The organism is Pseudomonas sp. FeS53a, from assembly GCF_000931385.1.
GTDB classification, from domain to species: domain Bacteria; phylum Pseudomonadota; class Gammaproteobacteria; order Pseudomonadales; family Pseudomonadaceae; genus Metapseudomonas; species Metapseudomonas otitidis.
This window is the reverse complement of record NZ_JYFT01000036.1, coordinates 67,456-92,111: the sequence shown is the minus strand read 5'-3', so window position 1 is coordinate 92,111 and position 24,656 is coordinate 67,456. Positions and strand designations below refer to the sequence as shown.

Annotated in this window: 25 protein-coding genes and 1 tRNA gene; 22 read left to right on the top strand and 4 right to left on the bottom strand. The window is 66.2% G+C overall.

The window, feature by feature from the left end; all coding sequences use genetic code 11:
- Positions 1-152 precede the first annotated feature (152 nt).
- From SZ55_RS10720 to SZ55_RS10655, 15 genes are all read left to right on the top strand, one after another.
- A complete protein-coding gene (locus SZ55_RS10720; protein ID WP_044405394.1) occupies positions 153-1,376 on the top strand; it encodes a tyrosine-type recombinase/integrase in 1,224 nt (407 codons plus the stop codon).
- Positions 1,369-2,037, top strand: coding sequence for a hypothetical protein (locus SZ55_RS28005; RefSeq protein ID WP_152644469.1), 669 nt, complete (start codon positions 1,369-1,371; stop codon positions 2,035-2,037). The genes SZ55_RS10720 and SZ55_RS28005 overlap by 8 nt, the downstream gene beginning before the upstream one ends.
- A gap of 96 nt (positions 2,038-2,133) precedes the next feature.
- Entirely contained in the window at positions 2,134-2,355 is a 222-nt protein-coding gene (locus SZ55_RS10715) for a helix-turn-helix transcriptional regulator (RefSeq protein WP_044405393.1), read from the top strand.
- The gene (locus SZ55_RS10710; protein WP_044405392.1) at positions 2,352-2,600 is read left to right on the top strand and encodes a helix-turn-helix domain-containing protein; all 249 of its coding nucleotides are present in this window, start codon (positions 2,352-2,354) and stop codon (positions 2,598-2,600) included. Before SZ55_RS10715 ends, SZ55_RS10710 begins: the two co-directional genes overlap by 4 nt.
- 133 nt (positions 2,601-2,733) lie before the next feature.
- Positions 2,734-3,603 (top strand): toprim domain-containing protein, encoded by an 870-nt coding sequence (locus tag SZ55_RS10705; RefSeq protein WP_044405391.1) that lies wholly within the window; start codon positions 2,734-2,736, stop codon positions 3,601-3,603.
- Positions 3,600-5,129 carry a DUF3631 domain-containing protein gene (locus SZ55_RS10700; protein ID WP_044405390.1) on the top strand — a complete coding sequence of 510 codons (1,530 nt, stop codon included), beginning with the start codon at positions 3,600-3,602 and terminating at the stop codon, positions 5,127-5,129. Before SZ55_RS10705 ends, SZ55_RS10700 begins: the two co-directional genes overlap by 4 nt.
- 2 nt (positions 5,130-5,131) lie before the next feature.
- Positions 5,132-5,506: a hypothetical protein gene (locus SZ55_RS10695; protein ID WP_044405389.1), complete on the top strand. Its 375-nt coding sequence runs from the start codon at positions 5,132-5,134 to the stop codon at positions 5,504-5,506.
- A 10-nt stretch (positions 5,507-5,516) separates the two neighbouring features.
- The gene (locus tag SZ55_RS28650) at positions 5,517-6,125 is read left to right on the top strand and encodes a hypothetical protein (protein ID WP_152644468.1); all 609 of its coding nucleotides are present in this window, start codon (positions 5,517-5,519) and stop codon (positions 6,123-6,125) included.
- Between the two features lie 412 nt (positions 6,126-6,537).
- A complete protein-coding gene (locus SZ55_RS10685) occupies positions 6,538-7,212 on the top strand; it encodes a thermostable hemolysin (protein WP_044405506.1) in 675 nt (224 codons plus the stop codon).
- A complete protein-coding gene (locus tag SZ55_RS10680; RefSeq protein ID WP_044405388.1) occupies positions 7,202-8,668 on the top strand; it encodes an AMP-binding protein in 1,467 nt (488 codons plus the stop codon). The genes SZ55_RS10685 and SZ55_RS10680 overlap by 11 nt, the downstream gene beginning before the upstream one ends.
- Before the next feature lie 11 nt (positions 8,669-8,679).
- The gene (locus SZ55_RS10675) at positions 8,680-9,366 is read left to right on the top strand and encodes a TenA family transcriptional regulator (protein ID WP_044405387.1); all 687 of its coding nucleotides are present in this window, start codon (positions 8,680-8,682) and stop codon (positions 9,364-9,366) included.
- The gene (locus tag SZ55_RS10670; RefSeq protein ID WP_044405385.1) at positions 9,353-10,159 is read left to right on the top strand and encodes an SDR family oxidoreductase; all 807 of its coding nucleotides are present in this window, start codon (positions 9,353-9,355) and stop codon (positions 10,157-10,159) included. Before SZ55_RS10675 ends, SZ55_RS10670 begins: the two co-directional genes overlap by 14 nt.
- Complete coding sequence (locus SZ55_RS10665) at positions 10,156-10,797, top strand: tetratricopeptide repeat protein (protein WP_044405383.1); 642 nt, start codon at positions 10,156-10,158, stop codon at positions 10,795-10,797. Before SZ55_RS10670 ends, SZ55_RS10665 begins: the two co-directional genes overlap by 4 nt.
- Positions 10,798-10,799: 2 nt before the next feature.
- Positions 10,800-11,462: a response regulator gene (locus SZ55_RS10660; RefSeq protein WP_044405381.1), complete on the top strand. Its 663-nt coding sequence runs from the start codon at positions 10,800-10,802 to the stop codon at positions 11,460-11,462.
- Positions 11,459-12,838, top strand: coding sequence for a sensor histidine kinase (locus SZ55_RS10655; RefSeq protein WP_044405379.1), 1,380 nt, complete (start codon positions 11,459-11,461; stop codon positions 12,836-12,838). The genes SZ55_RS10660 and SZ55_RS10655 overlap by 4 nt, the downstream gene beginning before the upstream one ends.
- A 6-nt stretch (positions 12,839-12,844) precedes the next feature.
- Here the strand turns inward: SZ55_RS10655 and SZ55_RS10650 are convergent, their stop codons facing one another.
- From SZ55_RS10650 to SZ55_RS10635, 4 genes are read right to left on the bottom strand one after another with little or no spacing between them, the layout of a single operon-like run.
- A complete protein-coding gene (locus tag SZ55_RS10650) occupies positions 12,845-14,029 on the bottom strand; it encodes a hybrid sensor histidine kinase/response regulator (RefSeq protein ID WP_044405378.1) in 1,185 nt (394 codons plus the stop codon).
- A complete protein-coding gene (locus SZ55_RS10645; RefSeq protein WP_044405376.1) occupies positions 14,019-14,603 on the bottom strand; it encodes a chemotaxis protein CheB in 585 nt (194 codons plus the stop codon). Before SZ55_RS10645 ends, SZ55_RS10650 begins: the two co-directional genes overlap by 11 nt.
- Positions 14,600-15,418 carry a CheR family methyltransferase gene (locus SZ55_RS10640; RefSeq protein WP_044405374.1) on the bottom strand — a complete coding sequence of 273 codons (819 nt, stop codon included), beginning with the start codon at positions 15,416-15,418 and terminating at the stop codon, positions 14,600-14,602. Before SZ55_RS10640 ends, SZ55_RS10645 begins: the two co-directional genes overlap by 4 nt.
- Positions 15,419-18,910, bottom strand: coding sequence for a response regulator (locus SZ55_RS10635; protein WP_044405372.1), 3,492 nt, complete (start codon positions 18,908-18,910; stop codon positions 15,419-15,421).
- Between the two features lie 341 nt (positions 18,911-19,251).
- Here SZ55_RS10635 and SZ55_RS10630 point away from each other — a divergent pair, with 341 nt between their 5' ends.
- From SZ55_RS10630 to SZ55_RS10600, 7 genes are all read left to right on the top strand, one after another.
- On the top strand, positions 19,252-19,659 hold the full coding sequence (locus SZ55_RS10630) for a response regulator (protein WP_268193484.1): 408 nt from the start codon (positions 19,252-19,254) through the stop codon (positions 19,657-19,659).
- A gap of 238 nt (positions 19,660-19,897) precedes the next feature.
- Positions 19,898-20,671 carry an ABC transporter ATP-binding protein gene (locus SZ55_RS10625; protein ID WP_044405371.1) on the top strand — a complete coding sequence of 258 codons (774 nt, stop codon included), beginning with the start codon at positions 19,898-19,900 and terminating at the stop codon, positions 20,669-20,671.
- Positions 20,672-20,689: 18 nt separating this feature from the next.
- Positions 20,690-21,442 carry an ABC transporter substrate-binding protein gene (locus SZ55_RS10620; protein ID WP_044405369.1) on the top strand — a complete coding sequence of 251 codons (753 nt, stop codon included), beginning with the start codon at positions 20,690-20,692 and terminating at the stop codon, positions 21,440-21,442.
- 56 nt (positions 21,443-21,498) lie between these two features.
- Positions 21,499-22,194, top strand: a complete 696-nt coding sequence (locus SZ55_RS10615; protein ID WP_044405367.1) for an ABC transporter permease — start codon at positions 21,499-21,501, stop codon at positions 22,192-22,194.
- On the top strand, positions 22,191-22,880 hold the full coding sequence (locus SZ55_RS10610) for an ABC transporter permease (RefSeq protein ID WP_044405365.1): 690 nt from the start codon (positions 22,191-22,193) through the stop codon (positions 22,878-22,880). Before SZ55_RS10615 ends, SZ55_RS10610 begins: the two co-directional genes overlap by 4 nt.
- Before the next feature lie 69 nt (positions 22,881-22,949).
- Positions 22,950-24,209 (top strand): methyltransferase, encoded by a 1,260-nt coding sequence (locus SZ55_RS10605; protein WP_044405363.1) that lies wholly within the window; start codon positions 22,950-22,952, stop codon positions 24,207-24,209.
- A gap of 234 nt (positions 24,210-24,443) precedes the next feature.
- A tRNA-Thr gene (locus SZ55_RS10600) sits at positions 24,444-24,519 on the top strand.
- Positions 24,520-24,656: the final 137 nt, after the last annotated feature.

Sequence of the window (24,656 nt, the reverse complement as noted above, 5' to 3'; positions counted from 1 at the left end):
AAACCGCCTGAAAGCCCCGAAAAACCGGCCTCTGAGCCGGTTTTTTATTGCCTGCACTTCCCTACCCCACCCTTGTAAGCCCAAAGTTTTGGGGGCATTGTTGGGGGCATCGCCGGTTCGGTCATGAATCATGCCCCTACGAAGGTGCCCCAATGCCCCGCAAAGTCACGCCATTGACCGATTCGGCCATCAAGGCCGCCAAACCGCAGGATAAGCCCTACAAGCTCACCGATGGCCAGGGGCTGTACCTGGAAGTTATGCCCGGTGGCTCAAAGCTGTGGCGCTTGAAATACCGCTACGCCGACAAGGAAAAACGCCTCGCCTTGGGGGCATATCCTGCCGTGCCCCTACAGCAAGCGCGCCAGCGCCGCGCAGAGGCCCGCGAACAGCTCGCCAATGGCGTAGACCCCGGCGCCCAGAAAAAGGCCGATAAACAGGCCCAGCAGGCCGCAGAAACCACATTCGAGAAACTGGCCCGCGAGTGGTACGCCTATAACGCCCCGCGCTGGGCCGAAAGTAGCGCTTACAAGGCCAAGCTGTATCTGGACAACGACCTGATACCCGGCATCGGTGCGCGCCCGGTCAAGGCCATTACCCGTCCCGAACTGGTGGAGCTGGTGCGCAAGGTGGAAGCACGGGGCACGCTCAATGCCGCTGGCAAGATTCGCCAATGGCTGCACCAGATATTTCGCTACGGCCTGGCCAGTGGCGCCGTGGACAACAACCCGGCCACCGACCTGGACGTGGTAGCCGCGCCAGCAAAAGCCCCACGCCATCATCCCCACGTCAGCTTTGCCGAACTGCCCGAGCTGCTGGGCAAGCTCGATGCCGCCAGACTCAACACCCTGACCCGCTGCGCCATTCGCCTGCTGCTGCTGACCGCCGTTCGCCCTGGCGAGTTACGCGCCGCGCCCTGGGCTGAATTTGACCTTGATGGGGCAACCTGGACGATTCCCAAGCAGCGCATGAAAGCCCGCCGCCCGCATGTGGTGCCCCTACCCCGCCAGGCCGTGGCCATCCTGCGCCAGCTACAGGAGATAACCGGCGACTACCCGCTGCTATTTCCCGGCCAGCAGAACGCCGAACGCCCCATGAGTGAAAATACCATCAACAAGGCATTGCGCCTGATGGGTTACGAAGGGCGCCAGACCGGCCACGGCTTCCGCCACCTGCTAAGCACCGAACTGAACGGACGCGGCTATAACCGCGACTGGATCGAACGCCAGCTAGCCCATGGCGACGCCGACGAAATACGCGACACCTACAACCACGCCACTTACCTGGAGCAACGCCGGGAGATGATGCAGGCGTGGGCTGATTCGATAGACGCCCTGTGTGCCGGCACCAATGTAGTGAGAGTCAAGCGCCATGCCTGAAGCGAAACGGACTGCAATTCCACGCTCAATCATCAGGGCACAACTGCCTAAGCCCGAGGTGCTGGAGCCATTAGAGACGCTAATTGACAACCTTGCAGCTAAACACTCCTTACTTTCAGAGATTCGATCCCAGCTACCCTCCGTGGCTTACGACTTAGCCAGGGCAATCTCGGCCTATTCTCTAACGAAAGGCTCTGAGAGCGATTCAGAGTACAGCGCAGCGACAGACGCAGAAGCCTGGCGCAATGAACACAGAAAGTTGATCAAGCTAGCTAAAGAAATGTCAGATATCTTGTCTGATCCCGCCTCAAAATCCTGCATATCACCGGCCTGCATTAATGCGCTAGCATATCCACCTAGAGAGGCTCAAGCACTGCTGGGCAACCTGCACAAGTTAATTCAACACTACGAGAATCGCCCCCAAAACCGACTCAACGTAACAGCGCCTAAGACCAAACTTAGAGGCGAGATATACCGGGGAATCAAAATGGCATGGGAGACAGCAACAAATACGAAAGTGCCCGGGCGCAAAACAAGCTCAACGAATCAGCATGTAGGTGAATTTCCTGATTTCGTGAGAGCAGTATTGGATCTCACTGCCGAAACCCGCGCCATAAATGTTGATGACGCACATAGAGCTATTAGGGGTATGGGGAAATAGGGCAAGGCCCTGCCCAACTCCCCCACGTCACACGCCAGCATCTACGCAATACCTTATCCATCGTCGATACCCAAACAGCCCAGGGGAGCTTAGACGATGGCAAACACTACCAACAATACCCATACCCCGCGCCGCTTTATCAAGCTGGCCGAAGTTAAAACCCTGACCACCCTTTCCACTTCCGAAGTGTATCGGCGCATGGCCGCTGGCACCTTCCCCACGCAGATTACGCTTGGCCCCAAGTCCGTGGCCTGGCTCGAAGCCGAGGTGCTGGCATGGTGTGACGCACTGGCCGCCCAACGGGAGGCTGCGCAATGAACGCAACCATTCAACACAGCAGCGCCAGCGCCCAACGCGCCCGCCTACTGGCACGCCTGCAACTCGGCCCCGTCGATACTCTCACCGCGCGCAGTGAGCTGAATATCCTGATGCCTGCCGCCCGTATCAAGGAACTGAAAGAGCGTGGCCACCCCATCCGCGCCCAACGCATCAGCACGACCGACGACCAAGGCCGCACCCACCACGGCATCGCGCTGTACTACCTGACCCAGACCGGGGAATAACCATGGCTGATTTTCAATGCTGCCACATGGCGGCAACGGGTTCGGCTTGCCTGGAAAAAGCCCGCGCAATGCTGCTGGTGCTGCAACCGGCTGGCGCTGAGTTGCTGTTTCTGTGCTCACTGGAGGTGCTGCGATGGACTGTGTAAGCCAGTTTCACCATACCTTACAGGCGGCTTTCGGGCCGTTGGACTGGGCGCCTATACCAGACGGCATGATTCACCGCTTCCGCGTGCCTGGCGACAAGCCGGGCACCCTCAACGGCTGGTATCTGCTGTTTGCCGATGGCATCGCCTCTGGCGTGTTTGGCAGTTGGAAGGCTGGCGGCTCGCAGACTTGGAGCAGCCGCAAACCTGCCGACCCAATCGAAGCGCAATTGATCGCCCAGCGCATCGAACAGGCACGCCAGCAACGCGCCAGCGAACAACAACAGCGCCAGCAAACAGCCACCGAGCTTGCACAGCGCATCTGGCAAACGGCCCAGGCTGCAACACCCGGCCACGCATATCTACGCGGCAAGGCTGTAGCGCCTTATGGCCTGCGTCAGCATGGGGGCGCCTTGCTGGTGCCGCTGCTGTGCGATGGCCGCATGGTCAACCTGCAACGCATCTACCCGGACGGCGGCAAACGCTTTTTGCCGGGTGGCCAGGTGCGCGGCTGCCATGCCCCCATAGGCGAGATCGCCAGCGGCCAGCCGCTGTACGTCTGCGAAGGCTGGGCCACGGGCGCAAGCCTGCATGCTGCAACAGGCGCCGCCGTGGCCTGCGCGATGAACGCCGGCAACCTGCTACCCGCAGCACAACGCTTGCAGCGCCAGCACCCTGACGCCGTATTGATCATTGCAGGCGATGACGACCGCCAGACCGAGGGCAACCCAGGCCGCACCGCCGCCACCCAGGCAGCGGCAAGCCTTGGCTGTGGCCTGGTAATGCCGCCGTGGTCAGGTGCCGAACCCTTGCACCTGTCTGACTTCAACGACCTGGCGAACTGGAGGGCTGCGCAATGACTGACAGCTCTCTGGTGCCCATCCCGAGCCTGGTAGCCGACCCGATCAATACGGCATTGGCCCGGCTAAAAGATGACCCTGGCGCGTTGTTCGAGCCGGATATTCTGGCGCTGCTGCGCGAAGTCAGAAGCAGCGACCCCGCACGCTGGGCACGTATCAGGCACCATGCCAAGGAGGCACGCACCGTCAGCCTGGCCGAACTGGATAGCCTGACCAGCCAGGCGGACGCGCTGCACACCCACCACGAAAGCGCCATCTTTCCCGAGGTGACGCTATGGCCCGACCCGGTGGACGGCGCCCGCTTGCTGGATGAACTAGCACAGCGCATCAAGCGCCATGTAATTGCCGACCCGGCGACCCTGCACGCGGCGGCACTCTGGGCGGCCTTTACCTGGTTTGCCGATGTGGTGAACGTGGCGCCCATTGCCAATATCACCGCCCCGGAAAAGCGCTGTGGCAAAACCGTGTTGCTTGGCGTGCTGGCGCGTTTGAGCTACCGACCGCTTGCCGTGTCCAACATCGCCCCGGCTGCATTGTTCCGCGCGCTGGAGCTGTGGCAACCGACGCTGCTGATCGACGAGGTGGACGCTTTTCTAGCTGAGCACGACGAAGCGCGGGGCATCCTCAATGCCGGCTTTACCCGTGACACCGCCTATGTAATTCGCTGCGTGGGCGATGAACACATGCCCACTTGCTTCAACGTGTGGGGCGCCAAGGCGCTATGCGGCATCGGCAAGATTGCCGACACCCTGGCGGATCGCAGCATTCCCCTGCGCCTGCGCCGCAAAAAGACAGGGGAACATAGCGAAAAAATTCGCCACGCCGACCCGCAGGCCTTTGCGCAACTGGTCAGCCAGCTAGCCCGCTTCGCCATCGACAACCGCGAACGGGTACGGCACGCCAGGCCCGCAGAAATCGACGGACTGAACGACCGCGCTAACGACTGCTGGGAACCGCTGCTAGCTGTGGCCGAAGTAGCCGGTGGCGACTGGCCGCGCCTGGCTCGCTCGGCTGCCATCGTGTTGCACGGCCTGGAGGAAGAAGCCCCGAGCATCGGCGCCGAACTGCTGACCTCGATACGCGAGGCATTCGAGCAACGCCACGCAGACCGGCTATCGACCGCCGACCTACTGGAAGCCCTGGCCGAAGACGACGAATCGCCCTGGGCCACCTGGAACCGTGGCCGCCCGATGACTTCGCACCAACTGGCCAAGCGCCTTGCGGAATTTGGCATCAAGTCCGGCACCGTGCGAATTGGCATCAGAACGCCTAAAGGCTACCGCCTGGAGCAGTTCACCGAAGCCTTCGAGCGCTACTTGTCCGGCGATACCCCCAGCGCAACCGCAACACCGCCACAACCCAGTAATGGTGGGGCTTTCAGGCCATTTGAAAGCGCAACACAACTGCCCACTGTTGCGCCTTACGAAAGGCCGAAAGCCAGCAATGGCGGGGCTTGTGGCGTTGTTGCGGATAAAACACCCCTAGCGACAGCAGAACCACCCAGCGACGACCACGAGGACTTTTAACCATGGCAGCCCTGGACTATCTGCACCGTGCCGGCCTGGCCGTCGAAATTCATGGTGAGCATTTGCGGCTGCGCCCCCGCGAACGCATCACCGACAACGTGCGCCAGTTCGTGCGCCAGCACCGTGACGAACTGTTTGCCGAAGTGAGCGCCCAACGCTACCCGCCAACGGCGGACGTTATCCGCTGGCTATCGAGCGTGGCCCGTTACCTGGAGTGCGAGCCAGGCTATCTGCTGGCGCAGGGCTTTATCGACCGGCACGACCTGCGCGAGCAGCACACCAACCACCCGCGCCAGGTGGCTGCATTGATTCGCACGCACCCAGCATGGCCGGCACAACCGAGCATGATTAAACCGCCTGTTTTCCAATTGATTTAGGTTCGATTCAATGGCCAGAACACGCGAAAAAGACAGCACCACCGATTACCGCACCCTGAGCATCAGCACCTTGCAGCGCGACAGCCGCTTGCAGCCTGGTAGATCCCTTCAGTGGGCATGGTGGCGACGGGGCGAAAAGGTGGCGAGCATCGGCATAACCATCGAAAGTCGGCATAGCCTGCGCCTGCGCTATCAGAGCCGCAGCCGTGGCGGCGAACCGATACAGCACGACTACCCGGTGGCGATTAGCTGGACACCCTGCTACCTGGGCGGGGAACGCCCGTGGCTGCACTGCCCGAACTGCGCCCGGCGCGTGGCAAAGCTATATGGCGGCGCCGTGTTTATCTGCCGTCACTGCATGCGCCTGAACTACCCAAGCCAACAGGCCAGCAAGCGAGATCGCGCAATGGATCGCGTGTGGACGCTGCGCCATAAGCTGGGCTGCGATGCCGGCCCCCTCGACTACCCCGCCGAGTACATACGCCGCCCCAAAGGCATGCACCAAAAAACCTTCGCCCGGCGCATCGAACAGCTATCCTGCATCGAGGCACAGGCCATGGCCGATACAGTCAGGACGATGCAGAAGCTTGGCATCAGGATCGACCGCATTGTCTCCTAACAAAGCGGACTTGCCCCCACGCATATCGGCGCTTACCATGCGCGGCCTGAGCTGGCATGTGCTGAGAAGTACAGGCAATCAAAGGCGCCCAAAAGATGGGCACCTTTAGTTTTAGGGGCATGTTTAGGGGCATGCGCGAACCACCAAACCATCGAAAGCCAATAGAAATAAGGCTTTCAGGTAGCGGTTCGATTCCGTCCCTGGCACCACCATTCAGTTCCAGGTGGTGCCAGGCATCATCAGGAACACACAGAAAACCGGCCCTAGCGCCGGTTTTTTGTTGCCTGCGTTTTGGCCGGACAACCCGCTTCCCGCCCTCGAAAAACTTTTTCCAGCCTTAAGCCACCTTAAGACTGCCTTCAGAATCCCTCCCGATACTGCGCACCATCCAACGAACCGATGGGTGCGCCACATGACTGAGCTGGAATGGAATGCCCTGTTCCCCCTTCACTTCGGGTTGGGCGAGCGCCGCTACAGCCTGACCCTGCACCAGGCCGACGACCCGGCCCGTGCCGAACTGGAAGCCTTCGTCCACGACCGCTTCGAGCAGGCCCACGATGCCGACGTGCAGCACTTCCTGCCCGAGCTGCTGGCCCTGCGTGACGGCGCCGGCCAACTGACCGCCGTGGCCGGCATGCGCATCGCCGCCAACGGGCCGCTGTTTCTCGAGCGCTACCTGGATGCGCCCCTGGAACAATCCGTGGCCCAGGCCGTCGGCCGCCCGATCGACCGCGTCGAACTGGTGGAGGTGGGCAACCTCAGCTCCCTCAACGCCGGCAACGCCCGCCTGATCATCATCGCCGTGACCTGGTTGCTGGCAGCACGCGACCTGCGCTGGGTCTCCTTCACCGGGGCCGCCGGGCTGATCAACAGCTTCCGCCGCCTTGGCCTGGAGCCGGTGCAACTGGCCGAAGCCGACCCGGAACGCCTGGGTGGCGAAGGTGCCAGCTGGGGCAGCTACTACGCCCTGCAACCCCGGGTCTATGCCGGCGACATCCGCTACGGCCACGACGAACTGGAGCGCCAGGGGGTGTTCCAGCGCCTGGGGTTTCCCCTGCTCCTCGCGGAGGCCGGCCATGCAGCCTGAAGTCCGACAGTTCCACGACCTCCTGAGCCAGCACGCCCACGAGCGGGCGCACCAGGTGGCAGTGCGCGGCATCAAGCGCAGCTACAGCTACGCCCAGCTGCTGGACGAAGTGGACAGCCGCGTCGCCCTGCTGCGCGAGCAGCCCGCTGGCGTCTTCGCCTTCGCCCTGGATAACGGCCCCGAAGCGCTGTTCTGGGACCTGGCGGCGCTGTTCGCCGAGCGTCCCTGCGTGATCCTGCCGCCCTTCTTCAGCGCCACCCAGCGTGCCCACTGCCTCGCCCAGAGTCAGGCCAGCCTGGTGCTCGCCGGTGACGATCTGAGCGACGAGCTGCGCAGCGCCGGCTTCACCTGGGGCCAGCCGTTCTGGCACCGCCCGGTTGCGGGCGCCAGCCAGTTGCCGGCCGGCACCGCGAAGATCACCTACACCTCCGGCAGCACCGGCTCGCCCAAGGGCGTGTGCCTCTCGGCCGAAGCCATGCTGCGGGTGGCCCATCAGCTGGAGCAGGCCAGCCGCTCCACCGAGCCGGGCAAGTACCTGGCGGTGCTGCCCCTGGCGGTGCTGCTGGAAAACCTCGGGCTCTACGCGGCGCTGATCGCCGGGGCCAGCCTCACCGTGCTGCCGCAACCACAGATGGGCATCAACGGCGCCAGTGGCGTCGACTGGACGCGCCTGCTGGGCTGCATCGCCCTCAGCGGCGCGGAAAGCATGATCCTGGTGCCTCAACTGCTGCTGGGCCTGGTCACCGCCATCGAGCGCGGCCTGATGAAGGTCGGCCCGCTGCGCTTCGTCGCCGTCGGCGGTGCCCGGGTCGCCCCGAGCCTGCTGGAGCGTGCCGAGGCCGTGGGGCTGCCGGTGTTCGAGGGCTACGGCCTCTCCGAATGCGCCTCGGTGGTGTGCCTGAACCGCCCCGAAGCCCACCGTGCCGGCAGCGTCGGCCGCCCGCTGCCCCACGTGCAGGTGATGCTGGCCGAGGACGGCGAAGTGCTGGTCAGCGGCAGCACCCTGCTCGGCTACCTGGGCGAGCCGCCGTTCCGGGGCCAGTGGTGGCCCACCGGTGACCTAGGCCGCTTCGACGAAGACGGCTACCTGTACCTGGCCGGGCGCAAGAAGAACCAGTTCATCACCAGCTTCGGCCGCAACGTGAACCCCGAGTGGATCGAGGCCGAGCTGACCCAGGGCGGCGTGATCCTCCAGGCGTTCGTCTACGGCGAAGGCCTGGACCACAACCTGGCGCTGCTCTGGCCGCTGGACCCGAAGGCCAGCGACGACGCCCTGGAGCAGGCCGTGCAGCGCAGCAACGCCGCCCTCCCCGACTACGCCCGGATCCACAGCTGGCAGCGCCTGCCGGAACCCTTCAGCACCGCCAACGGAATGCTCACCGCCAACGGCCGCCCACGCCGCGCCGAGATCCTCGCCCACTACCGCGATTCCCTTTTTGAACTCGTCAACGAATGAGGTTCGACACCATGTCTTTCTTCGACACCCTGCAAGACGCCACCGCCCAGGAACGCCAGGCCCTGTTCAATGCCCCGGTCATCCGTGACGCCCTCTCCGGCGTCGTCAGCCTGGAGGGTTACGTCGCCTTCCTCACCCAGGCCTACCACCACGTGCGCCATACCGTACCGCTGATGATGGCCTGCGGCGCCAAACTGCCGGGCCGCCTGGAATGGCTGCGCGGTGCCGTGTGCGAATACATCGAGGAGGAGTACGGCCACGAGCAGTGGATCCTCAACGACATCGCCGCCTGCGGGGGCGATGCCGAGCAGGTGCGCAACAGCCGCCCGGCCCTGTCCATCGAACTGATGGTGGCCTTCCTCTACGACCTGATCGCCCGTGACAACCCGGTGGGCCTGTTCGGCATGGTCAACGTCCTCGAAGGCACCAGCATCGCCCTGGCCACCCAGGCGGCCGGCACCATCCGCGAGAGCCTGAGCCTGCCGCCCACCGCCTTCAGCTACCTCAGCTCCCACGGCGCCCTGGACATCGACCACATGGCCACCTACCGCAGCCTGATGAACCGCCTGGACCGCGCGGAAGACCAGGACGCCGTGATCCATGCCGCCAAGGTGGTCTACCGCCTCTACACCGACATGTTCCTCGGCCTGCCGCGTGCCCAGGTGAGCCCGAACGAGGTGCGACATGCGCTTGCCTGAGTGCCGCGTGGTGCTGACCGGTGCCAGCGGTGGCATCGGTCTGCAACTGGCCGAGCAGCTGTGCGCCGCCGGTGCCCTGGTGATCGCGGTCAGTCGTCAGAGCGACGCGCTGGCCGACCTGCTCAAGCGCTACCCCAACAAGCTGCGCTGGCTGGGCGCCGACCTGCGTGAGCCCGAGGCCCGCCAGCGGATCGTCGAGAAGGCGCGCGCCATGGGCGGCGCCAACCTGCTGATCAACGCCGCCGGGATCAACCGCTTCGCCCTGCTCGACCAGCTCGACGAAGCCGCCCTGGACGACCTGATCGACCTCAACCTCAAGGCCACCCTGCACCTCACCCGGCAGATGCTGCCGCTGCTGCGCGAGCAGAGCCAGGCGCTGGTGGTGAACGTCGGCTCCACCTACGGCTCCATCGGCTACCCCGGCTACGCCACCTACTGCGCCACCAAGTTCGCCCTGCGCGGCTTCTCCGAAGCGCTGCGCCGGGAACTGGCGGACACCCCGGTGGACGTGCTCTACGTCGCCCCGCGCGCCACCCGCACCAGCATGAACAGTGATGCCGCCGTGGCCCTCAACGATGCCCTGAAGGTGGGCATGGACGACCCGCGCGACGTCGCCTCGGCGGTGCTGCAGGCCATCCAGAACAACCGCAGCGAGCTCTACCTGGGCTGGCCGGAGAAGCTCTTCGTGCGCCTCAACGGCATGCTGCCCGGCCTGGTCGACCGTGCCCTGCGCAAGCAGCTTCCCCTGATCCGCCGCTACAGCGACGCCAACCACAAGGAGCACGCGAAATGAAACGCCTGATGCTGATCGGCCTGCTGCTGGCCACCCCGCTGGCCTGGGCCCTCGACCCCGCCAGCACCCAGCGCCTGGCCACCATCCAGCAGCGCTGGGCGGAGATCCAGTACAACCTGCCCGAGAAAGAGCGCGCCAACGCCTTCGAGAAGCTGGCGGTGGAGACCCAGGCCTTCACCCGCGAGCAGCCCAAGGCCGCCGAAGCGTGGATCTGGAACGGCATCGTCACCAGCAGCTGGGCCGGCGCCCAGGGCGGGCTCGGCGCCCTCGGCAAGGTGAAGGACGCCCGCGCCAGCCTGGAACAGGCCCTGGCCGTGGACCCCAATGCCCTGCAGGGCTCGGCCTACACCAGCCTCGCCGCCCTGTATGACCGCGTGCCCGGCTGGCCCATCGGCTTCGGCGATGCCGACAAGGCCGAGGCGCTGCTCAACAAGGCCTTGCAAATCAACCCCGAGGGCATCGACAGTCTCTACTTCTGGGGCGACCACCTGGCACGCCAGGGCCGCTACAGCGAGGCCCGCGCTGCCCTGCAGAAAGCCCTGCAGGCCGCGCCGCGCCCCGGCCGCGAGCTGGCCGACAAGGGCCGCCGCGCCGAGATCGATGCTTTACTCAAGGACATCAAGGACAAACAGGACTGAGCATGCGTCTGCTGCTGGTAGAGGATGACCCCGCCCTCGGCGAAGGGGTGCGCACCGGATTGCGCCAGGAGGGCTACACCATCGATTGGCTGCAGGACGGCGCCAGCGCGCTGCACGCCCTGCAGACCGAGGAATTCGACCTGGTGGTGCTCGACCTCGGCCTGCCGCGCCTGGACGGCATCGAGCTGCTCAAGCGCCTGCGCGGCGGCGGCGCCACCCTGCCGGTGCTCATCCTCACCGCCCGCGACGCCACCGAGGACCGCATCGCCGGCCTCGACGCGGGCGCCGACGACTACCTGGTCAAGCCCTTCGACCTCAACGAGCTGAAGGCCCGGCTGCGCGCCCTGCTGCGCCGCAGCACCGGCCGCGCCACGGTGCTGATCGAGCACGCTGGGATCACCCTCGACCCCTCCAGCCAGCAGGTCACCTACAACGGCCAGACCGTGGTGCTGACGCCCAAGGAATACCTGCTGCTGCACGAGCTGCTGGCCCAGCCGGGCAAGGTCTTCACCCGCGAGCGCCTGACCCAGCTGCTGTATGGCTGGGAGGAAGAGGCCGAGAGCAACACCCTGGAAGTGCACATCTACCACCTGCGCAAGAAGCTCTTCAGCGAGCTGATCCGCACCGTGCGTGGCATCGGCTACCTGGTGGAAGGCCAGGCATGAGTTCACTGCGCCAGCGCACGCTGTGGCGGGTCATGGCGCTGCTGCTGATCGGCACCGGTATGCTCGCCCTGTACAACCACCACGACAGCAGCCACGAGATCGCCGAGATCTACGACGCCCACCTGGCGCAGAACGCCCGCCTGCTGCAGGGGGTGATGAGCATGCCGCTGGCCGACCCCGAGCGGCAGGCCCTCTACGCCGCCTACAACGACGCCCTGGCCAAGGCCGGCAAGCATCGTGTCGGCCATCCCTACGAGAGCAAGCTGGCCTTCCTGGTGTGGCGGGAGAATGGCGACGTGCTGGTGCGCACCCCCAGCGCCCCGCAGTTCGACCAGCCGCTGCGCGAGCCGGGCTTCAGCAACCTGACCCTGGACGGCCGCCAGTGGCGCGGCTTCCTCCTGCCGGTGCCGGAGCAGCACCTGCTGATCTGGGTCGGCGAGCGCAATGACGTGCGCGGCGACCTGGTCTCGCGCATCGTGCGCCACACCCTGGCGCCCTTCCTGGTGGGCAGCCTGGCCCTGGCGCTGCTGGTCTGGCTGGCCATCGGCTGGGGCCTGAAGCCGCTGCAGAACATGGCCCGGGTGATCCGCGCGCGGCACGCCGAATCCCTCGAACCGCTGCAACTGGTGCCGCTGCCCCGGGAGCTGGAACCCATGCAGGCAGCCCTGAACCGCCTGCTCGGGCAGATCGACGCGCTGCTGCGCCGTGAACACCGCTTCATCGCCGACGCCGCCCACGAAATGCGTACGCCGCTGGCCATCCTCCGGCTGCACGCGCAGAACGCCCTGCAGGCGGAGAACGAACAGGACCGGCGCAAGGCGCTGGACTTCCTCATCGGCGGGGTGGACCGGCTCAGCCGGGTGGTCAACCAGCTGCTGACCATGGCACGGGTCGAGCCGCTGCTGGCCCAGCGCCCCTGCACCCCCATCGACCTGGCCAAGGTGGTCACCGACACCCTGGCCGAACTCACCCCCTGGATCATCGGCAAGGGCATGGAGCCAGCCATGGAGATCGAGCCCGGCGACTACCACCTGGACAGCGATGCCGGGGTGATCGGCATCGCCGTGCAGAACCTGGTGGCCAACGCAGTCAACCACTCGCCCCCCGGCGGGCTGATCCGGGTGTCGCTGCGGCGCGAAGGGGATGAACTGCTGCTGGCCGTGGACGACCAGGGCCCGGGCATCGAGCCGGACAAGCTGGAGCGGGTGTTCCAGCGTTTCTACAGCGAGGGCAACAGCCACGGCGCCGGCCTTGGCCTGTCCATCGTGGCGATGATCATGGAGCGCCTGGGCGGCAGCGCCAGCCTGCACAACAAGCCCTCAGGCGGCCTGGAGGCGACGCTGCACCTGCCCCTGGCGCGGCCGCTGGCGGCCTGAACCGCCTCAGGCAGTCGGCAGCAGCAGGCTGAAGGTGGAACCCACCCCCGGCGTGCTGCACAGCTCGATGCGGCCGCCGTGGGCGAGCATGATCTGCTCGGAAATGAACAACCCCAACCCCAGCCCCGCCACCTTGTCGGCGCCGCCGGCCCGTTCGAACTGCTGGAAGATGCGCTTCTGGTCCTCGGCGCAGATGCCGATGCCCTGGTCGCGCACCTCCACCCGCGCCCACTCGCCATCACGCCGCACCACCACCTGCACCGGGTTGCCGGTGCCGTAGCGCAGGGCGTTGCTGAACAGGTTGCTGACCACCTGCTCGATGCGGAAGGCATCCCACACGCCGGTGACGCCGTCCTCCACCTGCAGGTCCAGCGCGCAGTCGGCAGCCTCCATCTGCGCGGCGAAGTTCTCCGCCACATGGCGCACCAGCTGCCCCAGCTCGCAGGGCTCGGGGCGGATGGAGAGCTTGCCGGTGCGGATGCGGGAGACGTCGAGCATGTCCTCGATCAGCCGGACCAGGCTGCGGATCTGCCGTTCGTCCCGGTCGAACAGGGTGCGCAGGCGGGCCTCGGTGAACACCGCGATGTTGCCCTTGGCCAGGTGGTTCTGGCGCAGCTGGGTGTCGAGCATCAGGCCGTTGAGCGGGGTGCGCAGCTCGTGGGAGACGATGGACATGAAGTCGTCGCGCATCTGCACCGCGCGCTGCAGCTCGGCCTGGGTGGCGCGCAGTTCGGCCAGCAGGGTGTCCTGCTCGCGGCGCGCCGCCTCCAGGGCTTCCAGCTGCTGGGCCATCAGCTTGCGCTGGCGGTGCAGTTCGACGAACACCGCCACCTTGCTGCGCACGGCGTGGGTGTCCAGCGGTTTGTAGAGGAAGTCCACCGCGCCGCTCTCGTAGCCCTTGAAGGCGTAGTTCAGCTCGCGGCCGGCGGCGCTGACGAAGACGATGGGGATGTGCTTGGTCTTCTCCGTGCCGCGCATCAGCTCGGCCAGCTCGAAGCCGTTCATGCCCGGCATCTGCACGTCGAGGATGGCCAGGGCGAACTCGTGCTCCAGCAGCAGTGCCAGGGCCTCGTCGGCGGAGGCGGCCTGGTGCACCTCGCGGCCGTCCTCCTTGATCAGGGCTTCCAGGGCCAGCAGGTTCTCCGGCAGGTCGTCGACGATCAGCAGCTTGCTTGGTGGATTACTCGGCATGGGTAGGGTCCAGTCGTGCCAGGAGGTCGCGGATGCCCCGCAACGGGAGGATGTGGTCGGGACGGTGGGTGGCCAGCGCGGCCTCGGGCATGGTCGGCACCTGGGCGTCGTGCGGGTCCTGCACGACGCTGAGGCCGCCCTGTTGCTGGATATAGGCCAGCCCGCGGGCACCGTCTTCGTTGGCGCCGGTCAGCAGCACCCCCACCAGGCGCTCGCCGTAACAGTCGGCGGCGGACTCGAAGAGGATGTCGATGGAGGGCCGGGAGAAGTGCAGCGGCTCCTCGCGGCTGAGGGAGAAGCTGGCGTCGCGCTCGATGGACAGGTGGTAACCCGGCGGGGCGACGTAGAGGGTGCCGGGGGCCAGGCTCTCCTTGTCCCGGGCCTCGCGCACGCGCACCGCCAGGCGCCGGGCGAACAGGTCGGCCAGCAGGCTCTCGCGCCCCTCGGGCAGGTGCAGCACGCAGGCCAGGGTGAGCGGGTAGCCCGCCGGCAGCCCGGCGAACACCTGCAGCAGGGCCTCCACCCCTCCGGCGGAAGCGCCCACCACAACGGCCGTGCGCTCGGGCCCGTTCATAGCTTGCGGAACACCCGCTCCGGGCGGTTGAGGGCTTCGAAGTGGCCGGCATAGGCGGAGAAGTCGAGGCTCTCCTTGCTGCCCAGGCCGAGGAAGCCGCGGTGGCAGAGGGATTCGTGGAACAGGCCGAGGGCGCGGTCCTGCAGCTGCTTGTTGAAGTAGATGAGCACGTTGCGGCAGGAGATCAGCTGGGTCTCGGAGAACACGCTGTCGGTGGCCAGGCTGTGGTCGGCGAAGGTCACGTTCTCGCGCAGCAGCTTGTCGAACAGGGCGCCGTCGTAGGCGGCGGTGTAGTAGTCCGACAGCGAGCCCTGGCCGCCGGCCAGGCGGTAGTTCTCGCTGTACTTGCGCATGTCGTCGAGGGCGTAGATGCCGCGCCGGGCCTTCTCCAGGGAGCGCGGGTTGATGTCGGTGGCGTAGATCAGGGTGCGTTCCAGCAGCCCTTCCTCGTGCAGCAGGATGGCCATGGAGTGCACTTCCTCGCCGGTGCTGCAGCCGGCGATCCACACCTTGAGCGAGGGGTAGGTGCGCAGGATGGGCACCACTTCCTGGCGCAGGGCGAGGTAGTAGGAGGGGTCACGGAACATCTCGCTGACCGGGATCGTCAGGTACTGCAGCAGCTCGTGGAAGGCCTGCGGGTCGTGGATGATGCGCTCCTGCAGTGCCGAGATGGTGGCGCAGTCGAACTGCCGCAGGGCGTAGAGCACCCGGCGCTTGAGGGAAGCGCCCGAGTAGTCGCGGAAGTCGTAGCTGTACTTGAGGTAGATCGCCTCGATGAGCAGGCGCAGCTCGATTTCCTGGGTGCGGTCGGCCATCTAGATGCGCTCCAGACGCGGTAGCCAGACACGGATCAGCGAGAACAGGCGATCCAGGTCGATGGGTTTGGCCAGGTAGTCGTTGGCGCCGGCGCGGATGCACAGGTCCTGGTCGTCCTTCATCGCCTTGGCGGTGACGGCGATGATCGGCAGCTTGGCCCAGCGCGGCTGCTGGCGGATGCGCCGGGTGGCTTCGTAGCCATCCATCTCCGGCATCATCACGTCCATCAGCACCAGATCGATATCGTTCACGGCTTCGAGCTTGTCCAGCGCCTCACGTCCGTTGCGAGCGATTTCCACCCGCGCGCCCTTCTGTTCCAGGGCGCTGGTGAGGGCGAAGATGTTGCGCACGTCGTCGTCCACCAGCAGGATCCGCCGCTCTTCGAACACACGGTCGCGGCTGCGGGCGGTCTTGAGCATCTTCTGCCGCTCGCTGGAGAGTTCCGACTCGACCTTGTGCAGGAACAGGGTGACCTCGTCCAGCAGGCGCTCCGGCGAGCGCGCGCCCTTGATGATGATGGAGCGGGAGTACTTGAGCAGCTCGGCCTCTTCGTCCCGGGAAAGGTTGCGCCCGGTGTAGACGATCACCGGCGGGAAGGAGCAGATGTCCTCGCTGCCCATGCGCCGCAGCAGCTCGTTGCCCTGCATGTCGGGCAGCTTGAGGTCGATGATCATGCAGTCGAACAGGGTGCTGCGCAGCAGTTCCAGGGCCTGTTCGCCGAACTCGACGGCGGTGATCTGGATGTCGTCGTCGCCGATCAGGCGGGCGATGCTGTCGCGCTGCAGGGCGTCGTCCTCCACCAGCAGCACGCGCTTGACCTTCTGGGTGAGCTTGGCTTCGAGGCGGGCGAACACGTCCTTGAGCTGCTCGCGGGTGGTGGGCTTGACCGCGTAGCCCACCGCGCCCAGGTGCAACGCGGCCTCGCTGAGGTCCTCCACCGAGATGACGTGCACGGGAATGTGGCGGGTGCGGGGCGTGTCCTTGAGGCGCTGCAGCACCGAGAGGCCCGGCTCGTCGGGCAGGCGCATGTCCAGCAGGATGGCGTCCGGTGCATGGCGCTCGGCGAGGTGGAAGCCTTCATCGGCACCATGGGCCACCAGGCAGCGGTAACCCAGTTCGTGGGCCAGGTCGTAGAGGATCTGGGCGAACTTGGGCTCGTCCTCGATCACCAGTACGCAGCGCTCATCCGACGGGGCCTGGTCACGGTCGTCCGGGAAGGTGGGGATCGGCGCGTGGGTGGCCGGTGCCAGGGTCGCAGCCACAGCCGGGCGGGCAGGCGGCGGAGTCGGTGCACTGGGCTTGGGCGCGGGCAAGGGCGCCGGGGGCTCGTCGGCCGGCGTCCAGTGTTCCGGCAGCACCAGGGTGAACAGGCTGCCCCGGCCCGGCTCGCTGCTGGCCTGGATGCTGCCGCCAAGCAGCTGCGCCAGGTCGCGGGAGATGGACAGGCCCAGGCCGGTGCCGCCGTAGCGGCGGTTGGTGGTGCCGTCGGCCTGGCGGAAGGCCTCGAAGATCAGGTCCAGCTGGTCGGCGCGGATGCCGATGCCGCTGTCGCGCACGGCGAAGGCGATGCCCTCCGGAACCCGCTCGACCCGCAGGGACACGGCGCCCTGGTCGGTGAACTTGATGGCGTTGGACAGCAGGTTCTTGATGATCTGCTCCACCCGTTGCCGGTCGGTGCAGAGCTGGTCGGGCACGTCGTCGGCCACCTCGACGCTGAAGGCCAGGGCCTTCTGCTCGGCCAGCGGGGTGAACAACTCGCGCAGGCCCTCCACCAGGCGCCGCACCGGGGCGTTCTCGGCGCGCAGGTCGAGCTTGCCGGCCTCGACCTTGGAGATGTCGAGGATGTCGTTGATCAGGTTGAGCAGGTCGTTGCCGGCGGAATAGATGGACTCGGCGAACTTGACCTGCTCGTCGTTGAGGTTGCCCTCGGGGTTGTCGGCCAGCAGGCGGGCGAGGATCAGCGAGCTGTTCAGCGGGGTGCGCAGCTCGTGGGACATGTTGGCGAGGAACTCGGACTTGTAGCGGCTGGCGCGCTGCAGCTCTTCGGCACGGGCCTCCAGCTCCAGGCGGGCCTGCTGCAGGGCGGTGTTCTTGTCGTCCAGGTCATCGCGCTGGGCGGCCATCTCCTGGGCCTGTTCGGCCAGGCGCTCGTTGGTCTGCTCCAGTTCGGCCTGCTGGGCCTCCAGGCTGGCCTGGGACTCGCGCAGCACGCGGGACTGTTCTTCCAGTTCCTCGTTGGCGGTCTTCAGCTCTTCCTGCTGCACCTGCAGCTCTTCGTTGAGCTGCTGGGTCTCGCCGAGCACTTCCTGCAGGCGCTGGCGGTAGCGGGATGCATCCATGGCGGTGCCGAGGTTGCCGGCGATCAGCGGCATCAGCGCCTGGTCGCGGGCGGAGAGGCGCCGCAGGAAGCCCAGCTCCAGCACGCCGTTGACCACGCCGTCGCTGTGGGTGGGCACCAGCAGCACGCCTTCGGCGTCGGTCTGGCCGAGGCTGGTGGCGACCCTGAGGTAGCCGGCGGGCAGGTCGTCCAAAGCCATCACGCGGTTCTCTTGGGCCGCCTGCCCCACCAGGCTTTCGCCCGGCAGGATCTGGTCGGGCGCCTGGTCGTCGCGCTCCAGGCCGTAGCTGGCGACGCGCCGCAGGGCGCCGCCCTCTTCCCGCAGGTACAGGGCGCCCACGGCCATGCCCAGGTACGCGGCAAGGAATTCCAGGGCGTTGCGCCCGATCACCGGCAGCGACTGCTGGCCGAGCAGGCGCTCCGACAGGGCCGCCTGGCCGTCCCCCAGCCAGCGCTGCTGGGTGAGGTGCTCGCTGTGGGCACGCTGCTGGGCGAGGGACTCGCCGTAGGTGCTGGACAGCGCCACCAGCTCACGGCGCCCGAAGTACGCCAGCGCCCCCGCGAAGGACAGGCTGAACAGCAGGTAGAGGCTGATGGTGAAGATGGCGGTGGAGTTGGCCTTTTCGTTGCGCTCGTGGCGCAGCTGCCGCTCCATGTTGATGAAGGTGCGGTACTGCTCGCGGATGGCGTCCACCAGTTGCTTGCCACGGCCTTCGCTGACGGTGTCGGAGACGTTCTCGCCGTTCTGCTTGCGGCTGATCATCTGGGTGGCGAAGCGGTCCCACTCACCCTGCAGGGCTTCGATGGCGCGCACCCGCTCGACTTGGGCGGGGTTGTCCACCACCAGTTCGCGCAGGCCCTCCATGGCGGCCTTGATCCGCGGCCGCGCCTGTTCGTAAGGCTGCAGGAAGGCTGCATTGCCGCTGATCAGGTAGCCGCGCATGCCGGATTCCTGGTCGACCGACAGGCGCAGGCCGTCGTTGGCATTGCTGATCACCTGGTCGGTGTGCTCGACCCAGCTGAGGACATAGAGCAGGTAGGAGATCAGGGCCACGAACAGGGCGGCCCCGGCGACGCCCACCCCCAGCGGCAACGCAACGTTGCGCGCGAGGATGCGACGGAAACGCGTCTCGTCTGTCAGATCATTGGTCATCTGGCTTCCCTGGCTTAGCGCCGAAAATCACCGATATGAAGGGTAAAACTGCGGGTCCGGCATGGTAATGCGAGTGTTTGCATTAACCAATCGAATCCTGGGCGACGATGGGGTGCCGCATTATCGCTTCGCTTGGAGCACCTTAAGCGTGGGAAAGGTTCACATAAATTGTGGGAATTTTTTCTGCCCGTGTTCTTCTAAACTGCCGTACCCGGTCACGCACTGTCCGGGTGCCCCGCGCACCGATGCGGCGCGGACACGGGGGCGCCACGGCGCCAACCGTGCTATATCGCCCAGCCCGGCGCCGGCAAGCGCCCGCCATGAACCCGTCGGAGGTTTCCTTGCCCATAGAAGAACGTCACGCCGATGCCCTCGGGCAGGGCACCCCGCCCCTGGGGCGCGTGCTGGTGGTGGAGGATGCCGAGGTGGTCCGCATGCTCACCGTGGAAGTGCTGGAAGAGCTCGGCTACGAGGCACTGGAAGCCGGCGACGCGGCACAGGCCCTGGCACTGCTGGAGCATGAGTCGGTGGACCTGCTGCTCACCGATGTCGGCCTGCCCGGGATGAACGGCCAGGAACTGGCGACGCGGGCCTGCACCCTGCACCCGTCATTGCGCGTGCTGTTCGCCACCGGCTACGCCGAATCGATCCGCCCCGACCCCGCCCGCGCCGCCCTCCAGGACGTGATCGCCAAGCCCTTCGGCATCGAGGAATTGCGCGGCAAGGTCAGCGCCCTCCTCGCCCGCTGACCGCGACGGCCTGGCACTGGAATTGCCAGGCGTTTGCGCGTAGGGTGCGCCGCACCCGCTTTTCCAGGCCTTCTTGCGTCCGCGCGACAATCGCCTGCAATGATGCGACAAGCCAGCGAAACCGCCCGGTCACGCCCCGGAAGCGCCCTTGGCGCCCCCTGGGGCCTATGCTAGGTTGCCCCCTCGCCAGGAAGGCCGATCGCAGCCGGAGCGCATCCGAACAATAAGAGGAACCCCCATGGCCGAGGCCACGCCCGCGCTAGAAATCCGCGACCTGCATAAACGCTACGGCGAACTGGAGGTGCTGAAGGGCATTTCCCTGACCGCCCGCGACGGTGACGTCATTTCCATCCTCGGTTCCTCCGGTTCCGGCAAGTCCACCTTCCTGCGCTGCATCAACCTGCTGGAGAACCCGCACAAGGGCCAGATCATCGTGGCCGGCGAGGAACTCAAGCTGAAGGCCGCCCGCTCCGGCGAACTGGTGGCCGCCGACAACCGCCAGATCAATCGCCTGCGCAGCGAGATCGGCTTCGTCTTCCAGAACTTCAACCTCTGGCCGCACATGACGGTCCTCGACAACATCATCGAGGCGCCGCGCCGCGTGCTCGGCCAGAGCAAGGCCGAAGCCACCGAGGTGGCCGAGGCCCTGCTGGCCAAGGTCGGCATCGCCGACAAGCGCCACGCCTACCCCGCCCAGCTCTCCGGCGGCCAGCAGCAGCGCGCGGCCATTGCGCGGACGCTGGCGATGCAGCCTAAAGTGATCCTGTTCGACGAACCCACCTCGGCCCTCGACCCCGAGATGGTACAAGAAGTGCTTAACGTGATCCGCGCACTCGCCGAAGAGGGCCGGACCATGCTGCTGGTGACCCACGAAATGAACTTCGCCCGCCAGGTGTCCACCGAGGTGGTCTTCCTCCACCAGGGCCTGGTGGAGGAACAGGGTCCGCCGCAGCAGGTGTTCGAAAACCCGACCTCGGCGCGTTGCAAACAATTCATGTCCAGCAATCGCTAAAACACGGAGCAAGTACGCATGAAGAACTACAAGAAGATCCTGCTGGCCGCTGCCGCCACCCTGGCCTTCGGCACCCACGCCGTGGCCGCCGACAAGCTGAAGATCGGCACCGAAGGCGCCTACCCGCCCTTCAACCTGATCGACGCCAGCGGCAAGGTCGGTGGCTTCGACGTCGAGGTCGCCCAGGCCCTGTGCGCCAAGATGAAGGTGGAGTGCGACGTGGTCACCTCCGACTGGGACGGCATCATCCCGGCCCTGAACGCCAAGAAGTTCGACTTCCTCGCCGCCTCGATGTCCATCACCGAGGAACGCAAGCAGGCCGTCGACTTCACCGACGCCTACTACACCAACAAGCTCCAGTTCATCGCCGCCAAGGACGCTGACTTCAAGACCGACAAGGCCAGCCTGAAAGGCAAGGTCATCGGTGCCCAGCGCGCCACCATCGCCGGCACCTGGCTGGAAGACAACATGGCGGACATCGTCGACATCAAGCTCTACGACACCCAGGAGAACGCCTACCTCGACCTGGCCTCCGGGCGCGTCGACGGCGTGCTGGCCGACAAGTTCGTGAACTGGGAATGGCTCAAGAGCGATGCCGGCAAGGGCTTCGAATTCAAGGGCGAGCCGGTGTTCGACAACGACAAGATCGCCATCGCCGTGCGCAAGGGCGACCCCCTGCGCGAGAAGCTGAACGCGGCCCTGAAGGAAATCGTCGCGGACGGCACCTACAAGAAGATCAACGACAAGTACTTCCCTTTCAGCATCTATTGATGCCCGCCTGACCGGCGCCGCCCACGCGGCGCCGGTCCCCAGCAGTAGCCTTGCAGATGAACCTCGACCTCTACGGATTCGGCCCCGCCCTGGCGGCCGGCACCCTCATGACCATCAAGCTGGCGCTCTGCGCGCTGTCGCTCGGTCTGGTGCTGGGTCTGCTCGGTGCGCTGGCCAAGACTTCCCCCAAGAAGCCGCTGCAGTGGCTTGGCGGGACCTACTCCACCCTGGTGCGCGGGGTGCCCGAGCTGCTCTGGGTGCTGCTGATCTACTTCGGCACCGTGAACCTCATGCGCGCCATCGGCGACAAGATCGGCGTGCCCGGCCTGGAGCTGTCGGCCTTCGCCGCCGGTACCATCGCCCTCGGCCTGTGCTTCGGCGCCTACGCCACCGAGGTGTTCCGCGGCGCCATCCTGGCGATCCCCAAGGGGCACCGTGAGGCCGGCCTGGCGCTGGGCCTGTCCAACGGGCGCATCCTCTGGCGCCTGATCCTGCCGCAGATGTGGCGCATCGCCCTGCCGGGCCTGGGCAACCTGTTCATGATCCTGATGAAGGACACCGCGCTGGTCTCGGTGATCGGCCTCGAGGAAATCATGCGCCGTTCGCAGATCGCCGTGACCGCCAGCAAGGAGCCCTTCACCTTCTACCTGGTGGCAGCCTTCATCTACCTGGGCCTGACCGTCCTCGCCATGATCGGCATGCACTGGCTGGAAAAACGCGCCGGACGCGGCTTCAAGAGGAGCGCGGCATGAACTGGGACGTGATCATCAAGTACCTGCCGCGCCTGTTCGACGGGGCGCTGCTGACCCTGGAGCTGGTGGCCATCGCCGTGGTCGCCGGGCTGATCCTGGCGCTGCCCATGGGCATCGCCCGCGCCTCCCGCCACTGGTACGTGCGCGCCCTGCCCTACGGCTACATCTTCTTCTTCCGCGGCACGCCGCTGCTGGTCCAGCTGTTCCTGATCTACTACGGCCTGGCCCAGTTCGAGGCGGTGCGCCACAGCGACCTGTGGCAGTACCTGCGCAGCCCGTTCTGGTGTGCGGTGATCACCATGACCCTGCACACCGCCGCCTACATCGCCGAGATCATCCGCGGGGCCATCCAGGCCATCCCGCCGGGCGAGATCGAGGCGGCGCGGGCCCTGGGCATGTCCCAGGCCAAGACGCTGGTGCACATCATCCTGCCGCGCGCGGCGCGCATCGGCCTGCCGGCCTACAGCAACGAGGTGATCCTGATGCTCAAGGCCAGCGCCCTGGCCAGCACGGTGACCCTGCTGGAGCTGACCGGCATGGCGCGCACCATCATCGCCCGCACCTACCTGCCGGTGGAGATCTTCTTCGCCGCCGGGGTCTTCTACCTGGTGATCGCCTTCGTACTGGTCCGCGCCTTCCGCCTGTTGGAGAAATGGCTGCGGGTCGACGCCTGCCAGGGCCGCTGACCCTGAGCGCCGCTCCCGCCCGGGAGCGGCGTATACTCCTGCTCCCCGTCATCACCCACGTCATCCCAGATGCCTCATCCCGCCCCGCTCCAGGGCGCCGAACTGCTGGAACGCTTCCAGGCGCTCGACCGTTTCCTCGTCGACGGGCAGCGCTTCTGGCAACCCGAGCCCTTCACCGAGCCCGTCCTGGCCTGGGAATCCGAGCTTCCCGAACTCGCGGCCTGGCTGCGCAGCCGGACACTGGAGCAGGCCGAAGCCGCCCATGGTGAACTGGACCTGCCCGACGCACCGGCGCCCTTCGCCGAACTGGCCGCCACAGCCCGTGCCCTGACCGCACTGCCGCCGCTGGACAGCCTGGGCAACGGCGAATGGCCGGCCAAACTGGAGCTGGATGTGCCCGGGCGCAAGTGGCAGCAGATCCGCGCCTTTGCCGATCACCTCGCCTTCCAGCGCCAACCCCGGCACTGGCTGGACTGGTGCGCCGGCAAGGGCCACCTCGGCCGCGCCCTTGCCTGGCGCCACGGCGAGCTCACAGCCCTGGAGCTGGACCCACAGCTGGTGGAGGACGGGCAACGCCTGAGTGATCGCGTACAGATCAAGGCCCAGCACCGCCAGCAGGACGTACTGGCACCCGACACGGGCCGTTGCTTGGCTCCAGAACACACCACCGTCGCCCTGCATGCCTGCGGCGACCTGCACGTGCGCCTCATGCAGCTGGCCAGCCAGGCCGGATGCCAACAGCTCGCCATTGCACCCTGCTGCTACAACCGCATCGCCAACGAGGCCTACACCCCGCTCTCCGCCGCCGCGCAGGACAGCACACTCCACCTGGACCGCCGGGACCTGCGCCTGGTGCAGAGCGAGACCGTCACCGCAGGCGCGCGCGTCCGCCGACAGCGCGACCGCTCCATGGCCCGCCGCCTGGCCTTCGACCACCTGCAGCGGCAACTGCGCGGCAGCGACACCTACCTGACCACGCCCTCCTTGCCGGTCGCCTGGCTGGACAAGCCGTTCGACCGGTACTGCCATGACCTGGCAGCCCTTCGCGCGCTCACCATCACCACCGAACCGGATTGGGCAGCGCTGGAAGCCCTCGGCTGGCAACGCCTGGCCCAGGTACGCAACCTGGAGCTGCTGCGGGCCCTCTACCGGCGTCCCCTGGAATGCTGGCTGCTGCTGGACCGGGCGCTGTACCTGGAGGAGCAGGGCTACCGGGTCAAGGCCGGCCCCTTCTGCGCCCACCACCTGACCCCACGCAATCTGATGCTCCTGGCCGAGCGCGAAAAGTTGCCCACAGAACCTGTGGATAACTCTGTTGATGCTTTCTGAGCAACACCCCGGAACGCCTTCAAGCCGCCACGCCGGTCGAGTCGGTCATTTTCTGGCCAGGTCGGCAAAGCGCCTGTGAAACAGCCACTTGCGGCATTTCCATGAACAGCGTCACAGGCTTGCTGCACGATCGTCCCAGCTTCATGCCTTTTGTGCATAAGCATCGGCCGACATCACGCCCTCCCTCCGAGGGAGGTTTACTCGGCCCAGCCAATCGCTATAATGGCGCCCCTCGCCGGTATAGCTCAGCAGGTAGAGCAACTGACTTGTAATCAGTAGGTCCCGGGTTCGATTCCTGGTGCCGGCACCATCTTTGAAAGCCCCGCTATTGCGGGGCTTTTTGCTATCCGGCCAGCGCACTTCCCCGGACATCCGGCTTCGCCCACCAAAGGACTTGGAAGGCCCTGCACAATCCACGACCATAGGCCGCTCGCGACTCATACCCCA